Origin of the sequence: uncultured Marinococcus sp. (assembly GCF_947493875.1) — a bacterium.
GTDB lineage: Bacteria > Bacillota > Bacilli > Bacillales > Marinococcaceae > Marinococcus.
On the sequence record NZ_CANLSU010000001.1, the window covers coordinates 152530 to 178516 of the forward strand.

Sequence of the window (25987 nt, forward strand, 5' to 3'; positions counted from 1 at the left end):
CTACGCAATACCCGAGCCGTACTGTGTTTGAAGCAGCATAAATAGCGGGGCAGCGTGCAGAAACTGTTTGACGTCGATGCCGATCCGTTCTGTTATTTTGTCGAGCCGGTATTTCAGCGTATTTCTGTGCAGGTGAAGCCTTTTGGCGGTGGCACTGCTGTTTAAGTTTTCCAGGAAGAAAGTATAAAGAGTGTGCATTAATTCTTCATCCTGCTCGAGGCCGCTGAGAGCATAATGAAGCAATTCTTTTTTAGAGAACCGGGTACTTTCGACCATATGGATGCAGGGCAGTGCTTCAAAAGGGGCAAAGGAACGCCTGGAGGGCTGCTGCTCCTGAAGAAAAGAAAACATTTCCTGTTCCTGCTGATAAATTAAACGGATGTTTTCGCTGCGGTATATCTTCCTTCCGTAATAGACAGAAGCATCGACCATCGTATCGCCCATCAGCAGGCCTGATAATTCCTGGGCCTCAAACACTTCCTCCTCGTCTGAGTCATCATCCGGGATAACAGCGAGAAGCTTTTCATCCCCGAGGACGGTAAGGATGACTGCACGCTGGTAATATTCAAGCAGGGTATCGTAAATGTCGTTTTTCCAGCGATGAAGGCTGGAGCCTTCAAGAAATAAAAAACGAAACGGGTTGGGAATCTGCTCGGGAAGCGTATCGCTTTTTGCCTGAAGATAGGCCGCCCACGGGGAATATTCCCGGGCGCCAGGGGAAACGGGCACAAGCATAGTTTCAAGCAGCTGCTTCTCCCTGGTGGAGAGGGAATGAGTGGGAAAAGCCATTTGTGTACCGTCCGGAAGTCTGTAATAAAGGTGGTGTCCGGGCTGGCTGATTTCCTTCCATTGCTCCTCGGGCACTGCTTCTGGAAATAGCGAAATAATATCATTATACAAGCTGACCGCCTCCTATTCTTACATTATTGTATCAGACACGGATTATTCTAAGGTACAAGACTTTTAACGAATCAATGGATAGGTGGTAGAATGAACCAGAACCAGAAAGCTAAAATAGAAAGGATGAATAAGAGTGGCTTACGAATTAGAAGGAATCCGTCAGCTGGATGTAGACGAGCTGAAAGAGCAATATAATAACGGTAAAAAAGCACCGATCATGATTGATATAAGAGAGCCGGGCGAATACGAGGAACGTCATATACCGGGTGTACCTCTGCTTCCGATGAACCAGGTCCCGGAAGTGATCGATCAGTTTAAAAAAGATGAATCATACGTATTTATCTGCCGAAGTGGCTCGAGAAGCCAGCATACGGCCCAGTATTTTCAGGACAATGGCATTGAAAATGTTTATAATTTTGCCGGCGGAATGCTCGCCTGGGATGAAGAAACGAATTCCGGCATGGAAAACCCATTAAAGGACGTAAACGATTTGTATAAAAAATAATTACGAAGAAGCTGCAGATTAATTTCTGCAGTTTTTTATATAACAGCTTCCATAGTTTTCACTAAAAAAGCTTACCGTCTCTTCTTCTCTATAAAGATGAAGGGTTTAGTATTAACTGATTTGGGAAATAACGAAAAAGAGCATTGAATTCAGTTGAGCGAAACAGGAGGCGTATTGTATGCAGAAAAATAGTATTTTATGGACCGTATTGACAGCACTGATTGTTGGCGCAGCCGTTTATTTTCTTAAAGACGGAGAAACAAGAGCGCAGGTGAAGGACGTATCAAAACGTACAGCAGCCAAGGTAGGCGGCAAAACAAAAGAAGAAGAAGATAAAGAATTGAATGAAACTGTAGGTAACCCGAATCCGCAGGATTTTGAAGATAACAAAATGGTTTCTGAAGGTGCTCAGTACTCTGTCCTTCATTACGAAGAAGCAGAGGAAAAAGAGGAAAAGCCGCTCCGGACAGCAAAGGAAAAGGATGAAAAATAGGCAACAGAAGGACAGCTGTCGAAGTGCTTAATGCACGCAGCTGTCTTTTTTTGTTTCTGAAGCTGATTGAAGGAAATGGAAGGCTTCGGTCTTTTCAATGATTGCTTTACTGGGGTACAATATTCAGAGTGTACTACTATAACGGCTGTAAAGGATGAAATGGCATGATTACTATCGAAAAGCAAACAATCGCAGATATTCCCAGCCTGCATATCTCGAAGCAGGCAGACAAACATCATCCGCAGCCGACGGTTTTATTTTGGCATGGCCTTGGCAGCAGCAAAGAACAGAATCTTTCCTTTGCCTATTATCTGGCAGAAAAGGGAATACGGGTCGTGCTTCCGGATGCTCTTTATCACGGAGAACGTGAGGGCGATATGGAAGCCGGCAGAAGAACCTATGCGTTTTGGGATATTGTCATGCAGGCGGTGGAAGAAACCGAAGCTCTGCTGAATGAAATGACTACATATGAATGGATTGACAGCGGCCGGGTATACGTTTCCGGTACGTCCATGGGAGGAATTATTTCATGCGGGGCACTCAAGTCATTCGAGTGGATCCATGGAGGCATGATTCTGATGGGATCGCCGTCCTGGAAAGCGATGGCCGAAGAACAGATTCGGTCATTGAAGAAAACACCTGACTGGGCGCTGTCGGAACGCGAAGAGCAGGAGCTGCTGGATAAACTGGCTGCGTATGATCTCTCTCTTGACCCCGCCAAAGTGGAAGCAAAGCCTATCTTTTTTTGGCACGGAAAAGAAGATGACGTCGTACCCTACGAATTATCGTATCGTTTTTATGAGCGTCTTCCGGAGAGGGAGTCCTCGTGGCAGGCTTATTATCTGCAGCAGGAAGCAGGGCACAAAGTAACGAGAGAAGGAATGATTGCTGCTTCTGAATGGGCCTCTTCCCATATTTAAAGCAAACGTGCAGTAGAAAGGAGGACGACTATGCTTACAAGCCATTCATCTATCGTATCGGAAGTCATACGCGTCCTGGTTATCGTATTCGGGGCGTTGATTATGGCAGTGGGCCTGAATTTGTTTTTGGAGCCGGCAAATGTATTTGCGAGCGGAGCCACGGGGATTGCGCAGATTATTGCAGGTTTTCTGCCGCTCTCCACAGGGGTGCTCTTGTTTTTAATTAATATACCGATTGCTATGCTCGGCTGGTTTAAAGTAGGACGGCTGTTTACGTTCTACAGCTTTTTGCACGTAGCACTGACGACATTTTTTCTTGACCTTATACCTATCACCGAACTTTCAGGAGACATTTTATTAAACAGTGTCTTCGGCGGTGCGATTACAGCCGCCGGAGCTGCGGTAGCCTTAAAATGGGGGGCTTCTGCGGGCGGACTGGATATTGTGGCCCTGGTATTGGCCCGTATGGGGGACCGCCCGGTCGGCACGTATTTCATGCTGCTGAACGGGATCATCGTTATAGCGGCCGGCTTTCTGTATAACTGGGAAAGTTCTTTATACACCCTCGTAACGCTCTATGTCGGCTCAAGGGTCATAGATACTATTCACACACGGCACGTAAAGCTTACAGCTTTAATTGTAACGAAAAACCCGGATGAGATGCGCGATGCTATTCATCAAAATCTGACCAGGGGGATCACACGAATTCCGGCCCGGGGAGGATTTGATGCGAGCGAAAAAGAAATATTAATGACAGTGATTACAAGGTATGAAATGTACACGCTTCAGCAGGTGGTTCAGGAAGCAGATCCGGAGGCATTCACAAACATTATTAACACGACAACTGTGTTTGGTCTGTTCCGGAAAGACGACTGATCAAAATAAAAGCCGGGAAGTGAGAGAGATGGCCGTGAAAAAGTGGTTAGCTGCAGTAATAGCCTGTTTCTGTATGCTTTCTGCTGCTGCGTGTGGCAGCGGACAGACTGCTGAAGAGCCTTCCGCCGCTAGTCTGGAAGCTTCAATGACAAAAAATAATTGGGAGCTTACCGGTAATCTGGACACTGAAAACAACACCTGGCATTTGGAATTTGAAAATACAGGCAGCGAAGAAATGAAGCTGGATTTTTCGGACGGCCAGGAAATAGAAGTTATTATTACAGAAGAAGGCGTTTCCGAACCAGTTTATAGTTATTCGGAGGGAAAGGTATTTACGCAGGCGGAGAAATCTGTGGAAATCAGCGCCGGGAACATACGAAGGTGGGACGGGGAGCTTGATGCAGATCTTCTCGACTCTGAAAATTCGTACCGGGCAGAGTTTCGGATCCTTGCTGAAAACCTGGACGCCCCGACCTTGAAAACGTCCGAAAATCCGTAAAAGCAGGAGCTGGCAGAGCTCCTGCTTTTTAGTATCAATAAATAAAATAAGCAGCAAAAGAAAGAAAGCCAATGGTACCGCAAATGACAGCAGTGAACCTGCCGCCTGTAAAAGCGATCAAAAGGGCAATGCCGAGGCCGAGCATACCGAACCAGGGATCAGGCGGGGAACGCAGGGCCCCGGGGAGCAGGAGGGCTCCGAGCGCTGCGTACGGGATGAGCTGAAGTGCCTGCTGCACGGAAACGGGCAGGCGGTTAATATTTAACGAAAAGAAAGGAACAACTCTCGTGACGTATGTAATAACGCCCATTCCAATGATTAAAAGAAGCATATTCATGACTGACTCTCCTTTTTATGCTGAAAGGAACTGACATATACGACAATAATGACTGAGGCTGTCATTGCTGCTGGAATAGCCCATCCCGGGGAAAGCCAGAGCCCAAGAAACGTGTTGACAGCTGCGCTTAAGCCAGCGGTGTAAAGAGCCATACGGTATTTTAAAATGGCAGGAAACAGCAGCGCAGCAAAAAGGGCGTACAAGGCAAAATCCATGCTGATCTGCAGAAAACCGGGGAAAAAGGCACCAAAATAATAGCCGGCACATGAAAAAATGACCCAGCTGATATATGCTGCCAGAAAGATTCCAATTCCAAAATTTGCTGTCGTTTTATTCCTTTTGGCGGAGATGAGCGCGAAGACTTCATCGGTTAAGCCAAAGGCTAAGACGCCCTGCTTCCATTTAGAAGCAGAGAAAAGAATTTGTTTGGCGGAAGCGCTCATTAATAAATGCCGGATATTTATGAGAAACGTAGAAATCCAGATGCTGTACAACCCCGCCCCGGCCGTAATCAGTCCAATAGCCATATACTGGGCAGCACCGGAGAAAATTATAATACTCATAAGTGCAGTTTCAAAAATGGACAGGCCACTGTTGGCACCAAGCAGACCAAATCCCAAAGCAGCTGGAATATATCCGGCAGCGATAGGAAGCCCCTGAATAAGGCCGCTGTTCCAGGAATGATCTAGTGCAGCTGTATTGCTCATAATCACCCTCCTTTTTTATTATATTATACTTTTGTATGTTATATTATACAATAGAGGTGAAAAAATGAAAGAATCCATTGGAAAAGAAATCGGCAAAATGTTACGTCAGCTTCGTCATGAGCGCGGTTGGAGCCTGGACAGACTGGCTGAAGCAACAGGGGTGAGCAAGCCAATGCTTGGACAGATTGAGCGCGGGGCATCGAACCCGACCATTACGACAATGTGGAAGATTGCAGAAGGGATGGGCGTAGGATTTTCTACTTTTTTGCAGAAACAGCGTCCGGACATGGAATTTGTTTCCGCTGATGAAGCTGAATGGCTTGAAGGGGAGAACGGCTACGCGGTCCGGAATATTTTTTCCAAACACGAACAGGCTCCGGTCGAATGGTATGAATTTGTGCTGGCTGCAGGAGGGAGCCATTACTCCTCTGCCCACCCATTTGGAGTAGAGGAATACATTTTTGTGCACGAAGGGCGGATGGAAGTGCAGACCAATGAGGAAAGTAAACAGCTAATGAGGCCGGAGGACGCGCTTCGTTTCCGGGCGGATCATAACCATGCCTATATTAATGCCGGCACGGAAAAAGTGAAGGGTGTGCTTATGCTTTTTTATACGGCTTACCGGCAATAAAAAAAGCCTTCCCACTTGAAGGGAAGACAGGAGTTAAAAACGGAAGCCGTAGCGCTTGGAAATAACGTCGTAAAAGCCGAGGGAATTATACAATGCTTTTGTGGCTGCGTTGTTCACTCCGGTTTCCAGCTCAATGCCCTTGATGTCATTATGCTCGGCCCAGTAAATAATTTTTAACAGCAGCTTCTTGGCAATGCCCCGGTTGCGGTACTGCTGATCCACATAGAGATCATTCAGCCAGACATAATAGCCTCCCTTTTCAAGACTGATGCCAATATTTAAAAAAGCAGCTCCCACAATCTTTTCTTCTGTTTCGGCTACAAAAATATGCGCGGTGGAGTCAGAATCAAGGGAAAGATCGATAGCCCGCTGCAGAAAGCGGTAAGCATCCTTCATGCCGATGGAATCCATCTGCCCCATGAGCAGATCTGCTATTTGATTTCTCACGTACTGTTCGGTATCTGTAGGTACTTTATACACCTGCATCGTTTGAACACATCCTTATTCAAAATCACGCGTCTAATTTTTAAAAAGCACCGGGTCGTATGCAGAAAGCTTTAACCGCTCTTCTAAATAATGGGCGATGCCGTCTTCTTCGTTTGTGCCAATAACTTCATTTGCCACTGATTTCGTATCTGTACTGGCATTCCCCATGGCAAGCCCCGTTCCGGCGGCTTCAAGCATTTCCAGATCGTTATCCTCATCCCCGAAAGCAATCACATCCTCCATCGTAAGCCCCGCATAAGCAGCGACTTTTTCGAGGCCGTTTGCTTTATGATTTCCCTTTTTAATAATTTCAATCATATGATGAGGCTCTCCCCACGAGCGCTGGTGCATGCCCTGGGCTTCACTGGATGAGAGCAGTTCCTGCAGGCGTTCAGCTGTGCCTTCCTGGGGATATACAAGCAGGGAGGTAGGAGAGTTCGGAAGCACTCTTTCAAGCCTTCCTGCTCCGGTTACCGGCCCCTGGAAAGCCAGAAGATCAATAAAGGATTCGTCATGCTCATCCATGTACACGTCGTCGAGCACTTCGGCGAGCATGTTTTGAACATTTAACGTCCGGCATGTCTCAATTACTGTCCGGGCAAGATCCAGATCAAGCGGTTCATGGAAGGAGCGGAAAGAGCGGTCGGCCGGGTGGTGCACATACGCTCCGTTAAAATTAACGATAGGCGTGGAAAGGCCGAGCTGCTGGTAGTACATTTTACTCGCCCGGTATGGTCTGCCGGTAGCAATAGCTATTGTGTGTCCGGCATGTTTAGCCTGCTGGATTACTTTCCAGGTCTTTGTGGAAATTGTTTTATCATCTTTTAGAAGCGTCCCGTCTAGATCAAGAGCTATCAAATGTTTTTTCATAAAAACCTCTTCTTTCCTGATGGAAATATAAATGTAGGCTTACGTCTGTATAGAAACAGCGTCGTTAAACACGATCCGCTCTTTATTTTACTGGAACACAAGCAAAAAGAAAAGAAAAGGAATACCGGTGACATGAGAAAACAGATATAAAAATTTCAGCCATTTATACATTAATTGTACATTTTCATACATAAACTATATTCTCCGAAAAAAGGCTGAACAAATAGAAAAAGCTTAATAAACTCAGCTTGTGACGGAAAAGAAAAAATATAAAGAAAAAATAAAAATACAGTTGCATTAATATATATTCAGACTTATAATAATCACCAGAACATATTGTATAAAGATAAATAGAGGTGCAACTTTATGAATACAGCGATTATTGGAGCAACTGGCTATGGGGGAGTGGAATTAATACGCATGCTCTCCCAGCACCGCGGCGTTAAACAAATTGACGTTTATTCCTCCTCAAAGCAAAATACGAAGCTTTCTGATATGTATCCGCATATGAAGGATTTATATAATGAAGTTCTGCAGCCGCTTGAGACGGCTGACTGGTCCGCATATGATGTTGTGTTTCTTTCCACGCCGCCCGGAATATCAGCGGAGTGGAGCGAAACCATTGCAGCGCACACCAGAGTAATTGATTTGTCCGGGGATCTCCGGCTGAAGAACGCAGGAACCTACGAGCAGTGGTATCAGCGTCAAAGCGCACCAGAGACCCTGCTTCAGGAGGCGGTTTACGGTTTGACGGAATGGAACAGGGAGGAAGTGGCAGGCACTTCTCTTTTGTCAAACCCGGGATGCTATCCGACAGCAGTACTTCTTGGTCTTCTGCCCCTGGTGGATAAGGATGCTATTGATCCTGCAAATATTATCATTGATGCAAAAACAGGCACTACAGGAGCGGGACGGACACCATCAGAGACCACTCATTTCAGTGAAATGGACGGCAATTTAAAAATATATAAAGTGAATGAGCATAAGCATACACCGGAGATTGAACAGGCACTGGACACGCATACGGGTAAAAATCATCCCGTTACGTTCAGCCCTCACCTCGTGCCGATGACAAGAGGAATTTTAGCTACTATGTACGTGCCGCTTACCGGGGGAACAAAAAGCGGGCAGATAGAGGAACTGTTTCACCAGGCTTATGATAAAGAGCCCTTCGTCAGAATACGGGGAGAAAAATCCTTTCCAGCAACTAAAGAAGTGTATGGCAGTAATTTTTGCGATATCGGCTGGACAGTGGACGAGCGCACCAACCGCCTGACGATCGTTTCTGTAATTGATAACTTAGTTAAGGGCGCTTCGGGGCAGGCGATACAAAATATGAATGTGATGCTGGGAGCAGATGAGAACGAAGGGATTTCTCAGCTTCCAGTTTATCCATAAGAAAGGAAGAAAAATCATGGTAGAGGCATCGACAGCAGAGCAGGTAATAGAAGTATCGGGAGGAAGCATTTTAAGTCCTGCCGGTTTCTCCGCAGCGGGTATTCATACAAAGGTCAAAAGAAAAAGAAAAGATCTTGGAGCTATTATTTGTGACGTGCCGGCGTCGAGTGCCGCTGTATATACGTTGAATAAAATTCAGGCAGCACCGCTGCAGGTGACGAAGGAAAGCATTGCCAAAGAGGGAAAGCTCCGGGCGATTGTCGTCAACAGCGGGAATGCCAATTCATGTACAGGCAGACAGGGACTTGAAGATGCCTATACCATGAGAAAAAACAGTGCCGAAAAATTCGGCCTGCCGGAGCATCAGGTAGCGGTAACCTCTACCGGTGTGATCGGCGAAGCGATGCCCATGGATAAAATAAACGAAGGTATTGCACACCTCGAGCCGGAAACCGGATTTGAACGGGCGCAGGATTTTAATGAAGCAATCATGACCACAGACGTCGCCGGAAAGCACGCATGCTTTCAGACGTGGGTGGACAATAAAGCAGTGTTTATCGGTGGCGTGGCGAAGGGCTCCGGAATGATACACCCGAACATGGCTACGATGCTCGGGTTTGTGACCACGGATGCTGCCATTGAACCTGCTCATCTGCAGACGGCGCTTTCAGAAATTACGAACAAAACGTTTAACCGGATTACCATTGACGGCGATACATCCACAAATGACATGGTAGTTGTCATGGCGAGCGGCAAGGCGGAAAACAGTCCGCTGCACCCGGATCATCCTGACTGGAACGCGTTCGTTACTGGATTGAAAGAGACATGTGAATCCCTTTCGAAAAAGATTGCAAGAGATGGGGAAGGCGCCACGAAGCTGATTGAAGTGAAGGTCGAGGGTGCTGCTACAGATGAAGAAGCCGGCCAGGCGGCCAAGCAGATTGTTGGATCAGATCTGGTAAAAACCGCTGTATACGGCACAGACGCCAACTGGGGCCGGGTGATTGTCGCTCTCGGCTACAGCGAAGTTGAGCTTGACCCAGACACTGTGGATATATCAGTAGGACCGGTGGAAACCTTAAAAGCAAGCACCCCGGTTCATTTTTCCGAAGAGGATGCAAAAGCGTACCTGGAAAATGACACGGTGGAAATAACGGTAAACCTCCACGTGGGAAATGGAAGCGGCAAAGCATGGGGATGCGACCTGACATATGACTATGTAAGAATTAACGCCGGGTACCGGACGTAAGAAAAGAAGGGGGAGAAGAGCATGAACAGCATCACTGTAGTTAAATGCGGCGGTTCCACAGTGAACAAACTCACAGCTGAATTTTTCAAAAGTATAGCGTCTATGAAGAAAAAGGGCATGAACCCGGTGCTTGTGCACGGGGGAGGGCCTGAAATCAACCGTATGCTTGAACAGATGCAGATTGAGTGTGAGTTTGTAAACGGGCTTCGAAAGACAACGCCCGAGGTACTTGAAGTAGCAGAAATGATTCTTTCCGGAAAAGTGAATAAGTGCCTCGTTTCCTCCCTTCAATCTGCCGGCTCTCCGGCGTTTGGCATGTCCGGTATTGACGGAGGTCTTCTGGAAGCTGAGCAGGTGGCTGATCAGGATCTCGGGCTCGTCGGCAACGTCGTGAATGTTAATACCTCCTGCATATACTCCATGCTCGAAAGTGGATTTGTTCCGGTGATCGCTCCTATTGCGGCGGATAAAAACGGCAAGAAATTAAATGTGAATGCTGACGCGGCTGCTTCGGCTGTCGCCCAGGCGATAGGCGCAAAAGAGCTTCTGTTTATTACAGATGTTGAAGGTGTGCTTATCGACGGAAGCAAAGCGGACTATATTCACGTAGAGAAGCTTGAGCAGCATATTCAAGACGGAGAAATTTACGGCGGAATGATACCGAAGGTCCAGGCAGCAGCGGCAAGCCTGACTGGAGATCTGGAAAAGGTCATTATTGCCGGCGCAGACGGGCATACAGACGAAGCAGGCGGGAAGCTGAAGGGAACGGCAATAATCAGAGAACAGGTCCAGGCTCCGTCCCTGACTTGAAAGGAGGAGAACAATGCAGCAGACAGAACAGAAATCGCACCTATTTGAAACGTATAAAAGATGGGAACTCACTTTTTCACATGCAGAGGGCTGTACCGTCACGGATAAAGAAGGAAAAGAATACACGGATTTAATGGCTGGCATCAGCGTTGTCAATCTTGGCCATGGTGATCCTGATGTAATAAAGCATGTAGAGAAGCAGCTGCACGCCGGATGGCACGGCTCCAATTTTTTTCAGTATGAACAGCAGGAGCGCGCTGCAGAGCTTTTGACGAAGCTTTCAGGACTGGATCTTGTATTTTTTGCAAACAGTGGTACAGAGGCAAATGAAGCAGCTATAAAGTGCGCCAGAAAATATACCGGGCGTACGAAAATCCAAAGCTTTGTCCAGTCTTTTCACGGGCGGACATACGGAAGCATGGCAGCAACCGGCCAGGACGCCATTCATCAGGGATTTGGCCGCATGCTCGAGGACTTTGAGTATTTACCGTATAACGATGTGAATGCACTGGAGAAAGCTGTGGATGAAAACACCGCGGCAATTATGCTTGAGCCGGTGCAGGGTGAGGGCGGTGTTATTCCAGGAAGTCCGGCATTTATTCAAAAAGCCGCGGAGCTTGCCCGGCAGCACGGAGCACTGCTGATTGTGGATGAAGTACAGACAGGCCTGGGACGCACTGGTACGATGTTTGCCTATGAGCAGGCAGGCGTGAGCCCTGATATCGTAACGACGGCAAAGGCTCTTGGCAACGGATTTCCGGTAGGGGCGATGATCGGCAAAGGATATTTGCAGGAGGCCTTTGGCCCTGGGGCCCATGGCTCTACATTTGGCGGAAATCCGCTTGCTATGGCTGCTGTTGAAGGAACGCTTCAAAAGCTGATGAGTATTAACGCCCCGAAGATGGCAGCAGAAAAAGGACGATTTTTCACGAATCTTCTTGAAGAAAAAATCGTTTCCCTGCCGGTGGTAAAAGAAATACGCGGACCGGGACTTATGATTGGCATAGAGCTTACCGAAAGTGCTGCACCTTATGTACTCGCCATGCAGAAAAAAGGATTTCTGCTGATTGCTGCAGGACCTAATACTTTGAGGCTTCTGCCGCCGCTGACAATTCCGTACGATGACTTGGAAAAAGCCGCAGCAGCACTGAGAGAAGTGCTTGAAAAATAAAAAACGTACCAGGAGGGTTTGTAGATGAAAAGTTATATAAAATTGGAAACAGGCGAAATATTTGAAGGCAGCTGGCAGCAAGCCTTTCCGGATACGTATGGGGAAATTGTATTTTTTACAGGAATGACCGGCTACCAGGAAGTAATGACAGACCCTTCCTTTCACGGCCAGATAGTAGTCTTCACTTATCCGTTAATCGGAAACTACGGCGTGAATCCAACAGACAATGAAAGTACGCAGCCGCAGCCGGCGGGGATCATAGTCAGCGAAGCCTGCAGCAATTCGGGTCATTATGAAGGCGACCAGACACTAGCGGAAGCAGCGCTTGCGGCCGGAATTCCCGTTATGGAAAACGTGGACACGCGGGCTTTAGTCAAAAATATCCGGGAAAAAGGCGATATGGGCGCAGTAATGACCGGGAGCCCGGAATCTGTGGATGTTGGGGAATATGAGCCACTCGGAGAGCGCGATGTGATTAATACTGTAACGGTGGACAAGCAGATAACGGTCGGCAGCGGCGACCGGCACGTAGTAGTGATGGACTTTGGCTACAAGCAGTCGATGGTGGACCAGCTGAACAAAAAAGGGTGCAAAGTAACGATTGTGCCTTATGATACACCGAAGGATGCAATTGAAGACCTGGCTCCGGACGGCCTGCTGTTTTCCAATGGCCCCGGCAACCCGAAGCAGCTTGACCATTATTTGAGCACCTATAAGGAGCTTGCCGAAGGCTATCCGACTTTAGGAATCTGTCTGGGTCACCAGCTCCTTGCACTTGCATTCGGCGGGGATACGGAAAAGCTTCGTTTCGGTCATCGCGGCGCCAATCAGCCGGTACAGGATCTGGAGACGAACAAAGTGTTTATGAGCTCTCAAAACCACAGCTATGTTGTCACCGATGAGTCTCTTCCAAAAGAGTCTTTCCGGATAAAATACAAAAACGTCAACGATGGTTCGGTAGAGGGCATGATGCATACGAAATTTCCAATCATGACAGCTCAGTTTCACCCGGAAGCCCACCCGGGGCCGGCAGACAGCGAAGAAATTTTTGATGAATTTTTGGAAACGATAGAGAATAAAGGGAGAGAAGCCACCTATGCCTAGAGATAAAAAAATAAACAAAGTACTGGTGATCGGCTCTGGTCCGATCGTCATCGGGCAGGCTGCAGAATTTGATTACTCAGGCACCCAGGCATGCCTGGCACTGCGGGAAGAAAACATTGAAGTTATTCTGCTGAATAACAATCCGGCAACTGTAATGACAGATAACACCTGTGCCGACAAAGTATATTTTGAGCCGCTCACCGTAGAAACAGTGGAGCGGATTATAGAGCAGGAGCACCCGGACGGCGTGCTCGCCACCCTTGGCGGACAGACCGGTTTAAACCTCGCGCTTGCTTTTTCCGAACAGCAGACGCTCGAAAAGTACGGGGTGGAGCTTCTTGGTACGCCGATCGAATCCATCCGGCAGGGGGAGGATAGAGAAGCATTCCGCGCACTAATGCACGAACTGGATGAGCCGGTACCTGAAAGCGAAATTGTGGAGAAAAAGGAAGAAGCACTGACATTTGCGGAAAAAACCGGATATCCGATTATCGTGCGCCCGGCGTACACCCTTGGCGGAGGCGGAGGCGGCATTGCCCAAAATGAAAAAGAGCTTAGCCACATCATCGAGGGCGGGCTGGAGGCAAGTCCGATTCACCAATGCCTGGTGGAAAAGAGCATAGCAGGGTTTAAAGAGATTGAGTACGAAGTGATGCGGGATGCCAATGACACGTGCATCACCGTCTGCAACATGGAAAACATCGACCCAGTAGGCGTTCATACCGGAGACTCCATCGTGGTGGCGCCGTCCCAGACCCTGACGGACGTAGAGTACCAGATGCTTCGGAGCTCTTCGTTAAAGGTTATCCGGGCGCTTGGGATTGTGGGCGGATGCAATATCCAGTTTGCGCTCGACCCGGTCAGCAAGCAGTACTATTTGATCGAGGTAAACCCGAGAGTGAGCCGTTCTTCCGCTTTAGCTTCTAAAGCCACCGGTTATCCAATTGCCCGCATGGCAGCCAAAATCAGCATTGGCTATCACCTGCATGAGCTGTTAAATCCGGTCACCGGACATACGTACGCAAGCTTTGAACCGGCGCTCGACTATGTAGTAGTAAAGTTTCCGCGCTGGCCATTTGATAAGTTTTCCTACGCAGACCGCACGCTTGGTACGCAGATGAAGGCGACAGGGGAAGTCATGGCTATTGAAAGAAATCTTGAGGCCGCGCTGCAGAAAGCAGTAAGGTCACTGGAGATTAAACTTGACGGGCTGGCTCTGCCGGAATGCAGGGAGACGGCTGATGAAAATATTTTAAACGAAATCCTGCAGCAAAACGATAAGCGGTTCTTTTACATTATGGAATGGCTTCGCCGCGGCGGGGATATGGAAACCATTCATGAAAAAACCGGTATTCAGTATTTTTTCCTGCGGACCTTTTCTGCCCTTATTCAAAAAGAAAAAGATATTGCTGGGCTTTCCTGGGAGGATTGGGATGAAGAGCAACTGCTCCTGTGGAAAAAGGCCGGCTTTACGGATGAACAGCTGCACGTCCTCTCCGGAGTGGAGATTGGAGAAATACTTCAGCTGAGAAACAAGCTGAATATGTTCCCTTCGTATCATATGGTTGATACGTGCGCAGCGGAGTTCACTGCGGAGACTCCTTACTACTACTCCAGCTGGTACAAGGAAAGCGACCGCCAGGCCGAACCGGTCGAAAATAAAGTACTGGTTGTCGGTTCCGGGCCGATCCGGATCGGGCAGGGGATTGAATTTGATTACTGCTCGGTGCACGGGGCGCGGGCGTTGAAAGAAGCCGGCTACGAAGCGGTAATTGTAAACAATAACCCTGAAACGGTAAGCACCGACTTTGAAATGGCGGATCATTTGTACTTTGAGCCGCTCACGGCTGAAGACGTGCTTCACGTAGCCAGGGAAGAGCACGTAACGAAAGTGATCGTACAGCTTGGCGGGCAGACAGGGATCTCGCTCACTGAGTCGCTTGAACAAGCAGGGATGGAAGTGCTCGGCACGACATCTGATATTATTGACCAGCTCGAAGACCGGGACCGCTTCTACCAGTTTATGCAGCAGGTGAACGTTCCGCATATTCCGGGAGTTTCCGGCCACAGCAGAGAGGAAACGCTGAAGCAGGCAGAAGAAATCGGTTATCCGGTGCTTCTCAGACCTTCCTACGTCATCGGTGGCCGTGGTATGGCGATTGCGACCAAAGAGGAAGAACTGGTGGAGTATATTGAAGATCCGGCCAATGATATTGAATACCCGATATTGATTGATTCCTACAAGCCGGGTACAGAGCTTGAGGTGGATGTGTTAACAGACGGCAGCGACATATGGATACCTGGTATATTTGAACACGTAGAGGAAGCGGGTGTTCATTCGGGCGATTCCATGGCTGTAACTCCTCCGTTCAGTATCAGTGAAGAGGTGAAGCAGCTTCTGGTGGACTACACGCAGAAAATTGCGGAGGGCATGGAGTTTCACGGTATCTTTAATATTCAGTTCGTCTATGACGCCGGCGAATTGTACGTGATTGAAATAAATCCAAGAGCGTCGCGGACAGTGCCGGTTTTTGCCAAAATCACCGGTGAGAAAGTGATTGAAGGAGCGGTTCACCTTCTGCTTGGTCATTCACTTAAAACGTGGACAAATGAGAAAGGGCTTCATAAAGAGCCGGGCTATTATACGGTGAAAGCCCCGGTCTTTTCCAACGATAAATTAAGCGGGCTTGATCCGGTACTGGAAGCAGAAATGAAATCCACCGGGGAACTGATCGGCATATCAAAAGATCTTTCCGGGGCCTTCCAGAAAGCATTTGCCTGGTCGGAAACGCAAATCCCTCTGCTGTTCAAAAAAACGGGGAGTGTCTACTGTGAAATTGCTGCCGGGGAATACGAAAAAGCAAAACCCTCCCTGGACAAACTGGAAGGCATGGGCTATACATTAGTATTCCCGCAGCACAAACCATTTGATGAATGGATTTACTCAGAGGATGCTTCAGCATTTATCAGTATTCCGGAGATTGGCCATAAAACAGGCAAAGGGCGCCGCCAGAAAGCGTTAATTGAACGTAAAACGATCGTAACGAATGCACGTACGCTGAGTGTGATGGTTCAGGCGATTCAAGGGACGCCGGAGCTGCCTGCCCCAATTGAATCCTGGCTGCAAAATTACGCTTTGTCCGAAAAAGGAGTGTAGCAAATGGCAACAAATCTGAATAATTCTGCCTCAACCCTGCAGCAACAGAGTATGTTAACGCTGCTTGATTTTTCAGCGGAGGAAATCAAGCAGCTGCTTGAGCTGGCAGCACACATGAAGAAAAACCCCTCCGCTTATTATAATCATCTCGCGCATCGTTCCCTTGGAATGATTTTTGAGAATGCGTCAACGAGAACCCGCGTGTCCTTTGAGGTAGCTATGACTCAGATGGGAGGCCATTCCTTATTCCTGAGCCCCCGGGACATGCAGATCGGCCGCGGAGAGCCGATCCAGGACACAGCCAAGGTGCTTTCGAGGTACGTTGATGCGCTGATGATCCGGACAAACGATCACGGAAAAGTCGAGGCGCTCGCTGAACATGCAGACGTACCGGTTATCAACGCACTCACGGATCTGTATCATCCGTGTCAGGCGCTTGCTGATTTGCTTACGGTGCAGGAGCGGAAGGGAAGCTTTGAGGGCTTAAAAAGTGTCTTTATCGGCGACGGGAATAATGTCGCCCATTCCTGGATCATAGCAAGCGTGAAAATGGGGATGGACGCGGTGCTCGCAGCACCGGAAGGGTATGGCCCGGATCCGGACGTATGGAAGCAGATTGAGCAGGCAGCGGAGCAGTCAGGAGCATCTGTCACCCGCACAAAAGACCCTGAAGAAGCAGCAAAAGGAGCGGACGTTATTTATACGGATGTATGGACGAGCATGGGCTATGAAGAGGAGCAGGCGAAGCGCCTCGCGGCCTTTAAAGGCTTTATGATTTCTGAAGAGCTTACGGCAAAAGCTTCGGAAGACTACATGTTTTTACACTGCCTCCCGGCCCACCGGGAGGAAGAGGTAGCGGCTTCGGTCATTGACGGTCCTCATTCAGCTGTTTATGATGAAGCGGAAAACAGACTGCACGTGCAAAAGGCAATACTTGCTTCGGTCATCGGCTAGACCGGGAAACCGTTCCTAATGTACAGGGACGGTTTCTTTTATGCGAAGAAAGGAGGATAAACACTTGGATTAGCTTGTTTCTGCTTGTATAATTGCCGGGAAGCCGGTAAACAGCGGGAGGGATGACATGACAGTGAAGCGTGCCGCAGCAGGGGTAATAATTTTTATTTGCGTATTGATCGCTGTATATTTAGGCATCGTTTATTTTTTCCAGGGAAGCCAGACGACGGCCATTCTTACAGCTATCACGGGAGCGCTGATCGCCGAATGGACATACCACCGTTCGTTCGTAAAGGAATAAAGGTTATATGAATAAAACGGTGTGCAGAAAGTAGACAACCGTGCGTGACTCGTATAAAATTATTCCCAGACTAATGAAAATATCCAGCCTGGTTCGTACATAGGCACGGAGTATATACATGAGAATGTGGAAGATAACAAAGGAGAGAGTAGCATGAATGAAAACAGGCGAGTGGTTGTAACAGGAATGGGAACAGTCAACCCGCTGGGCCAGACAGTGGAATCTTCGTGGAAAAATGCTGTTGATGGAGTCTCCGGCATTAGTGCTATCGAAAGGATGGACGTCTCCGAGCTTCCGATGAAAATCGGGGGAGAAGTAACGGACTTCGATCCATCGGCTTATTTGGAAAAGAAAGAGCTGCGGAAAATGGACCGCTTCACTCAGTTTGCTATTGTGGCTTCTATGCAGGCACTTGAGGATTCCGGCTATACAATTACTGAAGAAAATGCAGCCCGGACCGGTGTTTGGATAGGCTCCGGCATTGGCGGCATGGAAACGTACGAAACCCAGTTTCAGAACTTTATGGAGCGCGGCTATAAACGCGTCAGCCCGTTCTTTGTACCAATGATGATCCCGGATATGGCTTCCGGCCAGGTGTCCATTTACACAGGTGCCAAAGGAGTGAATTCCTGTACGGTGACAGCATGTGCCACAGGCTCCAACTCGATTGGGGACGCGTACAAAGTGATTCAGCGCGGCGATGCTGATGCTATGATTACGGGCGGCACAGAAGCTCCGATCACAAAAATGGCGATTGCCGGCTTTAGTTCAGCCAAGGCGATCACCATGAATGAAGATCCGAATACGGCGTCGCGTCCGTTTGATAAAAACCGGGACGGGTTTGTGATGGGCGAAGGAGCGGGCATACTGATGCTTGAAAGCCTGGAATCCGCCGAAGCGAGAGGGGCAGAAATCTACGCTGAAATCGTCGGCTACGGCTCTACCGGGGATGCGTATCATCTGACCGCTCCGGCGCCGGACGGTGAAGGTGCCCAGCGCTCCATGCAGATGGCTATGGATGATGCGGGACTTACAGCTGAAGACATTCAGTACATTAACGCCCATGGTACGAGTACACAGTACAATGATAAATTTGAAACGACAGCTGTACGAAAGGTATTTCAGGAGCATGCAGACAATGTATGGATGAGCTCCACCAAATCGATGACCGGTCATCTGCTTGGAGCGACCGGAGGTATTGAGGCAATATTTAGTATTCTTTCTTTAAAGGATAACGTCGTACCTCCAACTATTAACCTGCACGAGCCGGATCCGGAATGTGATCTTGATTATGTGCCAAACGAAGCCCGGAAAGGTGATATCCAGGCCGTTTTAAGCAATACCTTTGGTTTTGGCGGACATAATGCTACGCTGGCATTTAAAAAATGGCAGGCATAAAAAAGTCTGGGCCCCTGTGCCCAGGCTTTTTTTGTATTTAAGACTGATAGCTGTGAATAAGAGATTCAGCGTAATCCAGTGCTTCTTGGGAGGAAGTAATTTCTTCGTTAATAATCCCTTTTTCGGTTTCGCTGATAATGAATTTATAAAGCGGTCCGGGACGGAGGCCAAGACGTTGAAGTTCAGCGCCAGAAACCCACGACGGCAGGTCCTGCCACTTGTCCTGGTACTGTCTGAGCAGAGCCGCTTTTTCCGGGTGCCCGGCACTGTATTCAAGGCAGTAAGCAGCAATTTCAACAGAAAGAGGGGACACATGGGCAGCAGTGCGGTGAAAATCACCGGGTTTTTCGATGGAGGCATCCCAGCTTTCATCGAGCAGGTGGTGTACGTGCCGGACAAGCTGTTTATCCTGTTTCCGGACGGCGACCCGCTCGGCAGAAAGCACCCGCCCGCTTTCCTGTAGAAATAACGGAAGCAGGGTCATAAACAATGATGACTGGAGACTGGTAATATACGGAAGAAGCCGTTCGGCCGGGTCGTCCCATACAGCGCCAGGAAGGAACGCAGATAAAACATCAAGCTTCTGAAGACGATAAAACAGCTGGGCGGGAGGCATTTCGGCAGTCAGGCGCTGAAATTCAGCGAGTATTCTATCAGTAGACAGCGCATGAATAGCATTAACCGCCTGCGCAATAAACGCTTCCGTCTCATGATCCATCGCAAAGCCAAAACGGTGTTCAAAGCGGACGGCACGGAGGATACGGGTCGGGTCTTCCACAAAGCTTAAATTGTGGAGCACCCGTATGGCCCCCCGTTTTAAATCCTCGAGCCCAGAAAAGTGGTCGATGAGATCCCCAAACTCTTCGGGGTGAAGAGCAAGAGCCATGGCGTTGATCGTAAAATCCCTCCGAAACAGGTCTTCTTTCAGGGTGGAGCTCTCCACGTCCGGCAGGGATCCGGGTTTTTCATAAAATTCGGTCCGGGAGCTTGCGATATCCATTTTTAACCCGTCCGGCCAGGTAATCGTAGCAGTGCCAAAGGCTTCGTGCTTGTGGAGTTCGCCGTGCCATTTAGAAGCAATGTCCGAAGCGAAGGCTATACCGTCGCCTTCAACGGCAATGTCAATATCTTCATTTTCCTTCTGCAAAATAATATCGCGAACGACTCCACCGATCAGATAGGTGCGCAGATGCTGCCGGGCGCCCTCCTCTCCAACGGCCCGAAGCCACTGCTGGATAGAGTCCGGCAGAGTCATGCGCATATTCTCTTCCATATTGACGGTTTCGGAGGCAGTGGAATCTTCACGCAGACGGGCAATAATATCACTGCGCGAGACGAGGCCAATTAATGCTCCGCGGTGATCAATGATAGGGAGCCGTCCGACGTTATGGTGGACCATCTGCTGCTGCAGTTCTTCAAACCGGTGATAGGGGGCTGCGGTATGGAGATTGGAACTCATATAGCCTTTGACCGGAGCGTGTCCGAGCTGATGGTGCATGGCTTTATCAATATCACGACGGGAAATAATGCCGACTAATTCATATTGGTCGTTTACTACCGGAAAGCCGCTGTGTCCGTAACGGAGCACCATATCTTCTGCCTCCCGGATCGTCGTTTCAGGCTTCAGTGTTTTTACGGGTCTGCTCATCAGTTCTTCTGCCGTAATGGAGCGGCCGATTGCAGATTGAAGCTGTGATTTGATCTGGTCGTAAACATCGTCGAGCAGCTGATCCTTGATAGTGGCCGATCCGGCACGGGAGTGGCCGCCTCCGCCGAAGGGGGCTAAAATGTCGGGGAGGTGAATACGGTCGGTGGCCGAGCGCCCGATAACAAATATTTTGCCCTGGGCCCTGGTTAAAGTAATGACAGCGCTCGCACCGGTTGTTTCTATTAAATTGGAGGTAACGGTATTCAAGCCGCCGATATGCTTGTCGCCGGAATCGAATTTGGTAATCAACAGCTGAAGCCCTTCGCGCTCAATGACCTCTGCTGCTCCGAGGTAGGCCCGCAGAGCATACTGCTGATCCGGAGAAAGTGAATCCTCCATGTATTGACCGACGGTATCCAAATTCATCCCCTGCTCCATTAAAAATACAGCAGCCTGAAGGTCTCTAAGCGTTGTACTAGGATAGACGAGCGATCCGGTATCGGTATAAAGACCAAGAGCAAAAAGGGTAGCCTCGACCGGAGTAAGAGAAAGCTGGCGCTGCATCAATTCTTCAATGAGAATAGTGACAGCAGCTCCTGTCGGTTCAATCCGGGCATCAATAGAGGCCTCCGTTGAATCAGGTGTTTCTTTATTTGTGTGATGGTCATAAATGATCCAGTAAGGAGCCGAGGAAAAGGCAAGACCATCCCTGGCCCGATCCGGCTCGGAGACATCGGTTAAAATCACTGTATGCAGATCGTCCCAGTCGATATGCCGGGAGGAAACAAACGGGAATTCATCCTTAAAAAGAGCGAGGTACTCGTTGACTTCCTCGGACTGGTCGTCCTGCAGAACGAGGCGGGCTTCCGGATAAAGTCTGGAAGCAGCTACAGCAGAAGCGAGAGCGTCAAAGTCCATATGGCGGTGGGTTAAAATTACATCCATGGCAGCTGCCTCCTTAGTCGTTATTTTTCACATGCATCAAATGGCTGTGGAAATGATTGAGAGCCATCGTAAGAATGGCCTCGGGGCGCGTCTGATCAGCCTCCATGTTCACCTCGTCAAAATAGCGGGTGATATCTTCAAGCTGGTCCTTCTGCTCTTTGTATAAGTGCACCTGCAGTACCCGGGTTTCGTTCGCAAGCTCCCGGGCAAGCTGATTGATGGACTGCTGCAGCTGTTCGGACTCCTTCAGTAGTTCCCGCAGCTGTTTTTGCTTTTCTTCTCGTACAGTCACTTGCGACCCTCCATGTGCGAGATGTGTTTTCCCTATACTAATACCCGGGAAGGAAAAAATAAAAGCTCCCGACTTGGGAGCTTCTACCGTTTTTTTCGTTCAAGACCCATGGCACGCTCTGCTTTTGCGAGCATTTTTGAGGAAGCCTGACGGGCCGTTTCGGCCCCCTGGTCCAGGATGTTATCGAGCTCCGAAGAGTTCATCAGCTCCGCGTGGCGCTTCTGAAGCGGTACGAGAATATCAGTAACGGCGGCACCGGTCTCTTCTTTAAGAGAGCCGTAGCTTTCTGAGCTGAGCTTCTGCACTGCCTCTTCGATGCTGATGTTTTTGGAAATGGCGTAAATAGTAAGGAGGTTGCTTACTCCGGGTTTGTTTTCAGGATCATAGCGAATCTCCCGACCGGAATCGGTAACAGCGCTTTTCATTTTTTTCATGATCGTCTTTTCATCATCAAGCATGGAGATAAAAGCCTTTTGATTGGAGTCGGATTTGCTCATTTTTTTCTCTGGGTTCTGAAGAGACATAATCCGGGCTCCACTGCCCGCGATTTTTGTTTCCGGAACAGTGAATATATCGTTGTACTGCTGGTTAAACCGTTCCGCGAGTGTCCGCGTCAGCTCGAGGTGCTGCTTCTGGTCTTCTCCAACAGGGACAATCTCTGTACCGTATAACAGGATGTCCGCAGCCATCAGCGGCGGGTAGGTCAAAAGAGCGCCGGGCACACCCGAGCGGCCCTCCGCTTTGTCCTTAAACTGGGTCATGCGCTCAAGCTCCCCGATATAGGCGATGCATTGCAGCATCCACCCAAGCTGGGCGTGGGCAGGAACTTCCGATTGAATAAAGATGGTTGCTTTTTCAGGGTCAAGCCCGGCAGCGATATACAAAGCTGCGAGGCTCCGGGTGTTGTGCTGAAGCTCCTTCTTATTTTGTGGTACTGTAATGGCGTGCTGGTTTACGATACAAAAAAAGCTCCGGTAGTCTTTCTGTAAGTCGACAAAATGTTTTATTGCTCCTAAATAGTTGCCGATGGTTGGCGTACCACTCGGCTGGACGCCGGAAAAAACGGTTTTCATAAGTATACATCCTTTCGTTGTCAAAAACTTATTCCTGTCGGCCTTTATACTTAAGGATAAGCACAGCGGCCCATTCAAATACGAGTAGAATAAAAAGCAGAAATCCCGGCCAGGCGGGGACATCGGACAACCGCGCCTGAAGGACAAGCGCTGCCACCCACAAGAAAGCTGTTACGGCCATCCATAAACGTATCCGGTCTGTCATAGCTTCATCACCACTCTGATCCGAGACCAATAAAGGTTAAATACGAAGCAATAAAATAAACGATGACAAGTGTGATGGAGGGCCAAAGATAAAAGATCGGTGTTTTTCGTTTACTGCCCCGGAGGACAGCATAAAATATTATGGCAGCTAGGAGCGTGATGCCAAGAGAAGTCACCAGATTTGTCCGGCTTGCAGCGGAAATGATCGGTTCGCCTCTGTAGAAAATATCGCTCAGGGCAAGCAGGGTCAAATTGAAGAGGTTGCTGCCCAAAATGGATCCGAGAGCCAGGTTGTAGTTTTTCAGCTTCATCGCTACATAAACGGAAACGGCTTCGGGAAGCGAGGTCGAAGCAGCGATTAAAAAACTTCCGATAAAACTCGACCCGAGTCCGGTGATGACAGCGATACGGTCACCGGTGGTAGTGAGAACCGTACCGGCAGCGAGCGTAAATAAAGCAGCGATAATAAACCCCGTTCCAGCCTGGCGCAGGGAGATATCGGGCTTTTTCACGTCCTCTTCTTCCTCATCAGGAATGACGCCTTCATTCTGACGGTTGGCCCAGACAATCCCTGCTGCATAGAGGACCAGAAGAGTGAGCGCATCAACGCCGACGCCAAAAACGCTCCAGGAAAGCTGCAGTAGAAAAGCCGCTCCTGTGACAAAAGCAAGCACGGCCCCCAGACCGGCAGTGTATGTATGGCCGGGCGAGACGCGGTTAAACAGCTGCTTACGCCGATAAAAAATATCGAATACAGCAATGATAAGAATATTAAACAGGTTACTCCCGAGCACGTTTCCAACCGCAATGTCCGGGTTATCCAAAAATACGGCCGTTAAGCTGGTGGTAACCTCGGGCAGCGAAGTGGCCCCGGCCAGCAAAAGGGTACCGACCATCATACCGCCAAGAGAAGATTTTTCACTGATGATGTCGGAGTACGAAGACAGCTTGGTAGCTGCGATGACTGTAACGACAGCTGCCACAAAAAAGAATAAAAAGACCAACGATATATCTCCTCTCACAAACATTAACTTCAATGTAAAACGCTTTAGAACAGGGTTAGTGTATCGTAACTTCCCCCCAAGGTCAAAAGGAAGAAGCGTGAAAACCCCTTCATCTATGTAAATATTGGATGACAACGACTATAATAAAGTAGAAAGAATTCAAAGGAGGACTACAATGAAGATATTTGCCGTCTTACTCACCATGAAGGATGAAGAAAAATCACAAAAGTACCGCCCGCAGCATTTGAAGTTTCTCGAAGATGAAGAGCTGAATGGAAATGTGCTTGCGTATGGACGTTTCGTCGACGGCGCCGGCGGTTTAATCATGTATCGCGGAGAAGAAGAGGAGGCTGTCCGGAAAATAGTGGAACAGGATCCTTACATACAGCTTGGCGCCCGGGACTACCATATGCATGAGTGGGATATGAAATCACATGTATGGACGAAAGGGGAATAGTACTTATGAAAAAAGCTGCTTTCATCGGACTTGGAAACATGGGCATGCCGATGGCCCTGAATATTTTGAATAAAGGATTCGATGTCTACGGGATCAATAAAGGAAACGAAAAAGAAGACCGCTTTCAGGAAGCCGGGGGTACTACCGGCATTACCCCGGCAGAGGCGGCTGAACAGATGGATATCGTCATGACCTGTCTTCCAAAACCGGAGCATGTAGAAGAAATGATGCTCGGTGAAAACGGCGTTATTACAAACGCCTCGCACGGACTTCTCGTGATTGATTTCAGTACCGTCTCTGCAGAACTGCATGAAAAGATTGAAGCAGAGGCGGCGCAAAAGGGTGTAGACTATCTGGATGCCCCGGTAAGCGGCGGTACGACAGGGGCTGAAGCCGGAACACTTGCTGTAATGGTTGGCGGAAGCGAACAGGCTTTTGAAAAAGCTGGAGCGATTTTTGAAGCAGTGGGAAAAAATATTACGTATGCCGGGAGCATCGGCAAAGGCACAAAAGTAAAGCTGATTAATCAGTACATGGTAGGTATGCATACTGCAGCGGTAAGCGAAGGGTTAACGATGGCGGAAAAAGCCGGAGTCGATCTGGAAATGCTTCATTCCGTTATCACAAACAGCATGGGACAAAGCAAAATCTATGACCGGCACTATACGGAATTCATTCATGAAAACAAAGAGGAACCCGGATTTGCTCTGGAACTGCTTTTAAAGGATCTTGGGCTGGCCAATGAAATGAGTGATCGTGTTGGAGTACATCCCAGGGCAGGAAGAGAAGTCCTTTCTTTATTCGAGGGGGCGGAGCATGAAGGGTTTGGAAAAAAAGACATGAGCAGCTTGTTTTACTACGTGAAAAACAACGAAAAATAAAAAATATGTAGACACGGAACCTGCCTTCCTGCGTGAAGGCGGGTTCTTTACGTTTTACGAATGCATAGCTTCAGCAACGGCCTGCTCAAGACGATCGTCAAGAGAAGACAGGCGGGTGAAGGCCTCTTCTTCAGTGATAGTCCGGTAGTGATGGCGTCCGGACGGCTCTTCATCGAGTTCATCTGCATCAGCCACCACCTGCTGCAGCGGGGTCCGCTGAATATTGGCAGCCGGGAGATAGGAATCGGTATGAAGTAAAACAGCCATACTGACCTCCTTTGCCCGTGACGGATCTTCGCCGAGCCGGATTAAGAGCTTGTGCGCACGCTCTGCTCCTTTGATGGCGTGAATGTCGTTTGTACGGTATTCTTCGAAATCCCATTTTCCATTTTTGTAAAAAAGATAATGGCCCATATCGTGCAGAAAACCGGCTTTCACTGCTAAATCCACATCCACGTTTCGTTCTCTGGCAAGCTCTAATGCTATATCAGCCACGCGGATGGCATGGGCGAGTCCGGAACGGCGGACATATTTTTGAGTAATAGGGTGCTTGTAAATATCAATCATCGTCACTCTGCTCATTGGTGCTCCTCCTTTATAGATTATTTTGCAAAAGGGACCCCGGCCGATGAAGGCTGAGGACCCTGTGGAAGTATCGCAAGTTTTAAAGATATTTTTAACATTATAATAACTAAATGCCCAGAATGCAAGAGAAAT

At 48.6% G+C, this 25987-nt stretch carries 28 protein-coding genes; 17 read left to right on the forward strand and 11 right to left on the reverse strand.

Annotation, left to right across the window (positions count from 1 at the left end; translation table 11 throughout):
* On the reverse strand, window positions 1-900 hold the full coding sequence (locus tag Q0757_RS00720) for a CdaR family transcriptional regulator (RefSeq protein WP_298783694.1): 900 nt from the start codon (window positions 898-900) through the stop codon (window positions 1-3).
* A 133-nt stretch (window positions 901-1033) separates the two neighbouring features.
* Between Q0757_RS00720 and Q0757_RS00725 the strand changes: the two genes are divergently transcribed.
* The 5 genes from Q0757_RS00725 (at window position 1034) to Q0757_RS00745 (ending at window position 4193) form a co-directional block, all read left to right on the forward strand.
* Entirely contained in the window at window positions 1034-1405 is a 372-nt protein-coding gene (locus Q0757_RS00725; protein WP_298783696.1) for a rhodanese-like domain-containing protein, read from the forward strand.
* 178 nt (window positions 1406-1583) lie between these two features.
* Entirely contained in the window at window positions 1584-1898 is a 315-nt protein-coding gene (locus Q0757_RS00730; RefSeq protein ID WP_298783697.1) for a hypothetical protein, read from the forward strand.
* Between the two features lie 164 nt (window positions 1899-2062).
* Window positions 2063-2818 (forward strand): alpha/beta fold hydrolase, encoded by a 756-nt coding sequence (locus Q0757_RS00735; RefSeq protein ID WP_298783699.1) that lies wholly within the window; start codon window positions 2063-2065, stop codon window positions 2816-2818.
* A 30-nt stretch (window positions 2819-2848) separates the two neighbouring features.
* Entirely contained in the window at window positions 2849-3694 is an 846-nt protein-coding gene (locus tag Q0757_RS00740) for a YitT family protein (protein WP_022793222.1), read from the forward strand.
* Between the two features lie 34 nt (window positions 3695-3728).
* Entirely contained in the window at window positions 3729-4193 is a 465-nt protein-coding gene (locus Q0757_RS00745; RefSeq protein ID WP_298783705.1) for a BsuPI-related putative proteinase inhibitor, read from the forward strand.
* 34 nt (window positions 4194-4227) lie between these two features.
* Here the strand turns inward: Q0757_RS00745 and Q0757_RS00750 are convergent, their stop codons facing one another.
* Both Q0757_RS00750 and Q0757_RS00755 read right to left on the reverse strand, forming a co-directional pair.
* Complete coding sequence (locus Q0757_RS00750; protein ID WP_298783707.1) at window positions 4228-4530, reverse strand: AzlD domain-containing protein; 303 nt, start codon at window positions 4528-4530, stop codon at window positions 4228-4230.
* The gene (locus Q0757_RS00755) at window positions 4527-5237 is read right to left on the reverse strand and encodes an AzlC family ABC transporter permease (protein WP_298783709.1); all 711 of its coding nucleotides are present in this window, start codon (window positions 5235-5237) and stop codon (window positions 4527-4529) included. Before Q0757_RS00755 ends, Q0757_RS00750 begins: the two co-directional genes overlap by 4 nt.
* 64 nt (window positions 5238-5301) lie before the next feature.
* Between Q0757_RS00755 and Q0757_RS00760 the strand changes: the two genes are divergently transcribed.
* The gene (locus tag Q0757_RS00760) at window positions 5302-5868 is read left to right on the forward strand and encodes a helix-turn-helix domain-containing protein (protein ID WP_298783711.1); all 567 of its coding nucleotides are present in this window, start codon (window positions 5302-5304) and stop codon (window positions 5866-5868) included.
* 33 nt (window positions 5869-5901) lie between these two features.
* Here Q0757_RS00760 and Q0757_RS00765 read toward each other — a convergent pair whose 3' ends face one another.
* Both Q0757_RS00765 and Q0757_RS00770 read right to left on the reverse strand, forming a co-directional pair.
* Window positions 5902-6354 carry a GNAT family N-acetyltransferase gene (locus tag Q0757_RS00765; RefSeq protein ID WP_298783713.1) on the reverse strand — a complete coding sequence of 151 codons (453 nt, stop codon included), beginning with the start codon at window positions 6352-6354 and terminating at the stop codon, window positions 5902-5904.
* 33 nt (window positions 6355-6387) lie between these two features.
* Window positions 6388-7224: a Cof-type HAD-IIB family hydrolase gene (locus Q0757_RS00770; RefSeq protein ID WP_298783715.1), complete on the reverse strand. Its 837-nt coding sequence runs from the start codon at window positions 7222-7224 to the stop codon at window positions 6388-6390.
* A gap of 366 nt (window positions 7225-7590) precedes the next feature.
* Here Q0757_RS00770 and argC point away from each other — a divergent pair, with 366 nt between their 5' ends.
* The 9 genes from argC to fabF all read left to right on the forward strand — a co-directional run bounded on the left by argC (window position 7591) and on the right by fabF (window position 18766).
* A complete protein-coding gene (gene argC / locus Q0757_RS00775) occupies window positions 7591-8622 on the forward strand; it encodes an N-acetyl-gamma-glutamyl-phosphate reductase (protein WP_298783717.1) in 1032 nt (343 codons plus the stop codon).
* A gap of 16 nt (window positions 8623-8638) precedes the next feature.
* Window positions 8639-9871 (forward strand): bifunctional glutamate N-acetyltransferase/amino-acid acetyltransferase ArgJ, encoded by a 1233-nt coding sequence (gene argJ, locus Q0757_RS00780; protein WP_298783719.1) that lies wholly within the window; start codon window positions 8639-8641, stop codon window positions 9869-9871.
* Window positions 9872-9892: 21 nt separating this feature from the next.
* The gene (gene argB, locus Q0757_RS00785) at window positions 9893-10681 is read left to right on the forward strand and encodes an acetylglutamate kinase (RefSeq protein ID WP_298783721.1); all 789 of its coding nucleotides are present in this window, start codon (window positions 9893-9895) and stop codon (window positions 10679-10681) included.
* A 13-nt stretch (window positions 10682-10694) separates the two neighbouring features.
* On the forward strand, window positions 10695-11852 hold the full coding sequence (locus Q0757_RS00790; protein ID WP_298783723.1) for an acetylornithine transaminase: 1158 nt from the start codon (window positions 10695-10697) through the stop codon (window positions 11850-11852).
* A gap of 24 nt (window positions 11853-11876) precedes the next feature.
* A complete protein-coding gene (locus Q0757_RS00795; RefSeq protein WP_298783725.1) occupies window positions 11877-12956 on the forward strand; it encodes a carbamoyl phosphate synthase small subunit in 1080 nt (359 codons plus the stop codon).
* Window positions 12949-16113, forward strand: coding sequence for a carbamoyl phosphate synthase large subunit (locus Q0757_RS00800; RefSeq protein ID WP_298783727.1), 3165 nt, complete (start codon window positions 12949-12951; stop codon window positions 16111-16113). Before Q0757_RS00795 ends, Q0757_RS00800 begins: the two co-directional genes overlap by 8 nt.
* 3 nt (window positions 16114-16116) lie before the next feature.
* Window positions 16117-17067 (forward strand): ornithine carbamoyltransferase, encoded by a 951-nt coding sequence (argF, locus tag Q0757_RS00805; protein WP_298783729.1) that lies wholly within the window; start codon window positions 16117-16119, stop codon window positions 17065-17067.
* Window positions 17068-17194: 127 nt separating this feature from the next.
* Window positions 17195-17368 carry a hypothetical protein gene (locus Q0757_RS00810; RefSeq protein ID WP_298783730.1) on the forward strand — a complete coding sequence of 58 codons (174 nt, stop codon included), beginning with the start codon at window positions 17195-17197 and terminating at the stop codon, window positions 17366-17368.
* 153 nt (window positions 17369-17521) lie between these two features.
* Window positions 17522-18766, forward strand: coding sequence for a beta-ketoacyl-ACP synthase II (gene fabF / locus Q0757_RS00815; RefSeq protein WP_298783732.1), 1245 nt, complete (start codon window positions 17522-17524; stop codon window positions 18764-18766).
* Window positions 18767-18803: 37 nt separating this feature from the next.
* On the opposite strand, the gene Q0757_RS00820 is transcribed toward fabF, so the two are convergent.
* From Q0757_RS00820 to Q0757_RS00840, 5 genes are all read right to left on the reverse strand, one after another.
* Entirely contained in the window at window positions 18804-21359 is a 2556-nt protein-coding gene (locus tag Q0757_RS00820; RefSeq protein ID WP_298783734.1) for a CBS domain-containing protein, read from the reverse strand.
* Window positions 21360-21372: 13 nt separating this feature from the next.
* The gene (locus Q0757_RS00825) at window positions 21373-21651 is read right to left on the reverse strand and encodes a hypothetical protein (protein WP_022793239.1); all 279 of its coding nucleotides are present in this window, start codon (window positions 21649-21651) and stop codon (window positions 21373-21375) included.
* Window positions 21652-21734: 83 nt separating this feature from the next.
* Window positions 21735-22724, reverse strand: a complete 990-nt coding sequence (gene trpS / locus Q0757_RS00830) for a tryptophan--tRNA ligase (RefSeq protein WP_298783738.1) — start codon at window positions 22722-22724, stop codon at window positions 21735-21737.
* A 28-nt stretch (window positions 22725-22752) separates the two neighbouring features.
* On the reverse strand, window positions 22753-22929 hold the full coding sequence (locus Q0757_RS00835; RefSeq protein WP_298783740.1) for a hypothetical protein: 177 nt from the start codon (window positions 22927-22929) through the stop codon (window positions 22753-22755).
* A 7-nt stretch (window positions 22930-22936) separates the two neighbouring features.
* Window positions 22937-23932, reverse strand: a complete 996-nt coding sequence (locus Q0757_RS00840) for a sodium:calcium antiporter (RefSeq protein ID WP_298783742.1) — start codon at window positions 23930-23932, stop codon at window positions 22937-22939.
* A gap of 175 nt (window positions 23933-24107) precedes the next feature.
* On the opposite strand from Q0757_RS00840, the gene Q0757_RS00845 reads away from it, so the two are divergent.
* On the forward strand, window positions 24108-24389 hold the full coding sequence (locus Q0757_RS00845) for a YciI family protein (RefSeq protein WP_298783744.1): 282 nt from the start codon (window positions 24108-24110) through the stop codon (window positions 24387-24389).
* Window positions 24390-24394: 5 nt separating this feature from the next.
* Entirely contained in the window at window positions 24395-25270 is an 876-nt protein-coding gene (locus tag Q0757_RS00850; protein ID WP_298783746.1) for an NAD(P)-dependent oxidoreductase, read from the forward strand.
* A 54-nt stretch (window positions 25271-25324) separates the two neighbouring features.
* Here the strand turns inward: Q0757_RS00850 and Q0757_RS00855 are convergent, their stop codons facing one another.
* On the reverse strand, window positions 25325-25852 hold the full coding sequence (locus Q0757_RS00855; protein WP_022793245.1) for an HD domain-containing protein: 528 nt from the start codon (window positions 25850-25852) through the stop codon (window positions 25325-25327).
* Window positions 25853-25987: the final 135 nt, after the last annotated feature.

Excerpts from the sequence above, each read along its gene's own strand:
- Q0757_RS00730 (WP_298783697.1), top strand. The coding sequence starts at position 1,584 with ATGCAGAAAAATAGTATTTTATGGACCGTATTGACAGCACTGATTGTT.
- Q0757_RS00735 (WP_298783699.1), top strand. The coding sequence starts at position 2,063 with ATGATTACTATCGAAAAGCAAACAATCGCAGATATTCCCAGCCTGCAT.
- Q0757_RS00740 (WP_022793222.1), top strand. The coding sequence starts at position 2,849 with ATGCTTACAAGCCATTCATCTATCGTATCGGAAGTCATACGCGTCCTG.
- Q0757_RS00750 (WP_298783707.1), bottom strand. The coding sequence starts at position 4,530 with ATGAATATGCTTCTTTTAATCATTGGAATGGGCGTTATTACATACGTC.
- Q0757_RS00755 (WP_298783709.1), bottom strand. The coding sequence starts at position 5,237 with ATGAGCAATACAGCTGCACTAGATCATTCCTGGAACAGCGGCCTTATT.
- Q0757_RS00760 (WP_298783711.1), top strand. The coding sequence starts at position 5,302 with ATGAAAGAATCCATTGGAAAAGAAATCGGCAAAATGTTACGTCAGCTT.
- Q0757_RS00765 (WP_298783713.1), bottom strand. The coding sequence starts at position 6,354 with ATGCAGGTGTATAAAGTACCTACAGATACCGAACAGTACGTGAGAAAT.
- Q0757_RS00770 (WP_298783715.1), bottom strand. The coding sequence starts at position 7,224 with ATGAAAAAACATTTGATAGCTCTTGATCTAGACGGGACGCTTCTAAAA.
- argC (WP_298783717.1), top strand. The coding sequence starts at position 7,591 with ATGAATACAGCGATTATTGGAGCAACTGGCTATGGGGGAGTGGAATTA.
- argJ (WP_298783719.1), top strand. The coding sequence starts at position 8,639 with ATGGTAGAGGCATCGACAGCAGAGCAGGTAATAGAAGTATCGGGAGGA.
- argB (WP_298783721.1), top strand. The coding sequence starts at position 9,893 with ATGAACAGCATCACTGTAGTTAAATGCGGCGGTTCCACAGTGAACAAA.
- Q0757_RS00790 (WP_298783723.1), top strand. The coding sequence starts at position 10,695 with ATGCAGCAGACAGAACAGAAATCGCACCTATTTGAAACGTATAAAAGA.
- Q0757_RS00795 (WP_298783725.1), top strand. The coding sequence starts at position 11,877 with ATGAAAAGTTATATAAAATTGGAAACAGGCGAAATATTTGAAGGCAGC.
- Q0757_RS00800 (WP_298783727.1), top strand. The coding sequence starts at position 12,949 with ATGCCTAGAGATAAAAAAATAAACAAAGTACTGGTGATCGGCTCTGGT.
- argF (WP_298783729.1), top strand. The coding sequence starts at position 16,117 with ATGGCAACAAATCTGAATAATTCTGCCTCAACCCTGCAGCAACAGAGT.
- Q0757_RS00810 (WP_298783730.1), top strand. The coding sequence starts at position 17,195 with ATGACAGTGAAGCGTGCCGCAGCAGGGGTAATAATTTTTATTTGCGTA.
- fabF (WP_298783732.1), top strand. The coding sequence starts at position 17,522 with ATGAATGAAAACAGGCGAGTGGTTGTAACAGGAATGGGAACAGTCAAC.
- Q0757_RS00820 (WP_298783734.1), bottom strand. The coding sequence starts at position 21,359 with ATGGATGTAATTTTAACCCACCGCCATATGGACTTTGACGCTCTCGCT.
- trpS (WP_298783738.1), bottom strand. The coding sequence starts at position 22,724 with ATGAAAACCGTTTTTTCCGGCGTCCAGCCGAGTGGTACGCCAACCATC.
- Q0757_RS00835 (WP_298783740.1), bottom strand. The coding sequence starts at position 22,929 with ATGACAGACCGGATACGTTTATGGATGGCCGTAACAGCTTTCTTGTGG.
- Q0757_RS00845 (WP_298783744.1), top strand. The coding sequence starts at position 24,108 with ATGAAGATATTTGCCGTCTTACTCACCATGAAGGATGAAGAAAAATCA.
- Q0757_RS00850 (WP_298783746.1), top strand. The coding sequence starts at position 24,395 with ATGAAAAAAGCTGCTTTCATCGGACTTGGAAACATGGGCATGCCGATG.
- Q0757_RS00855 (WP_022793245.1), bottom strand. The coding sequence starts at position 25,852 with ATGAGCAGAGTGACGATGATTGATATTTACAAGCACCCTATTACTCAA.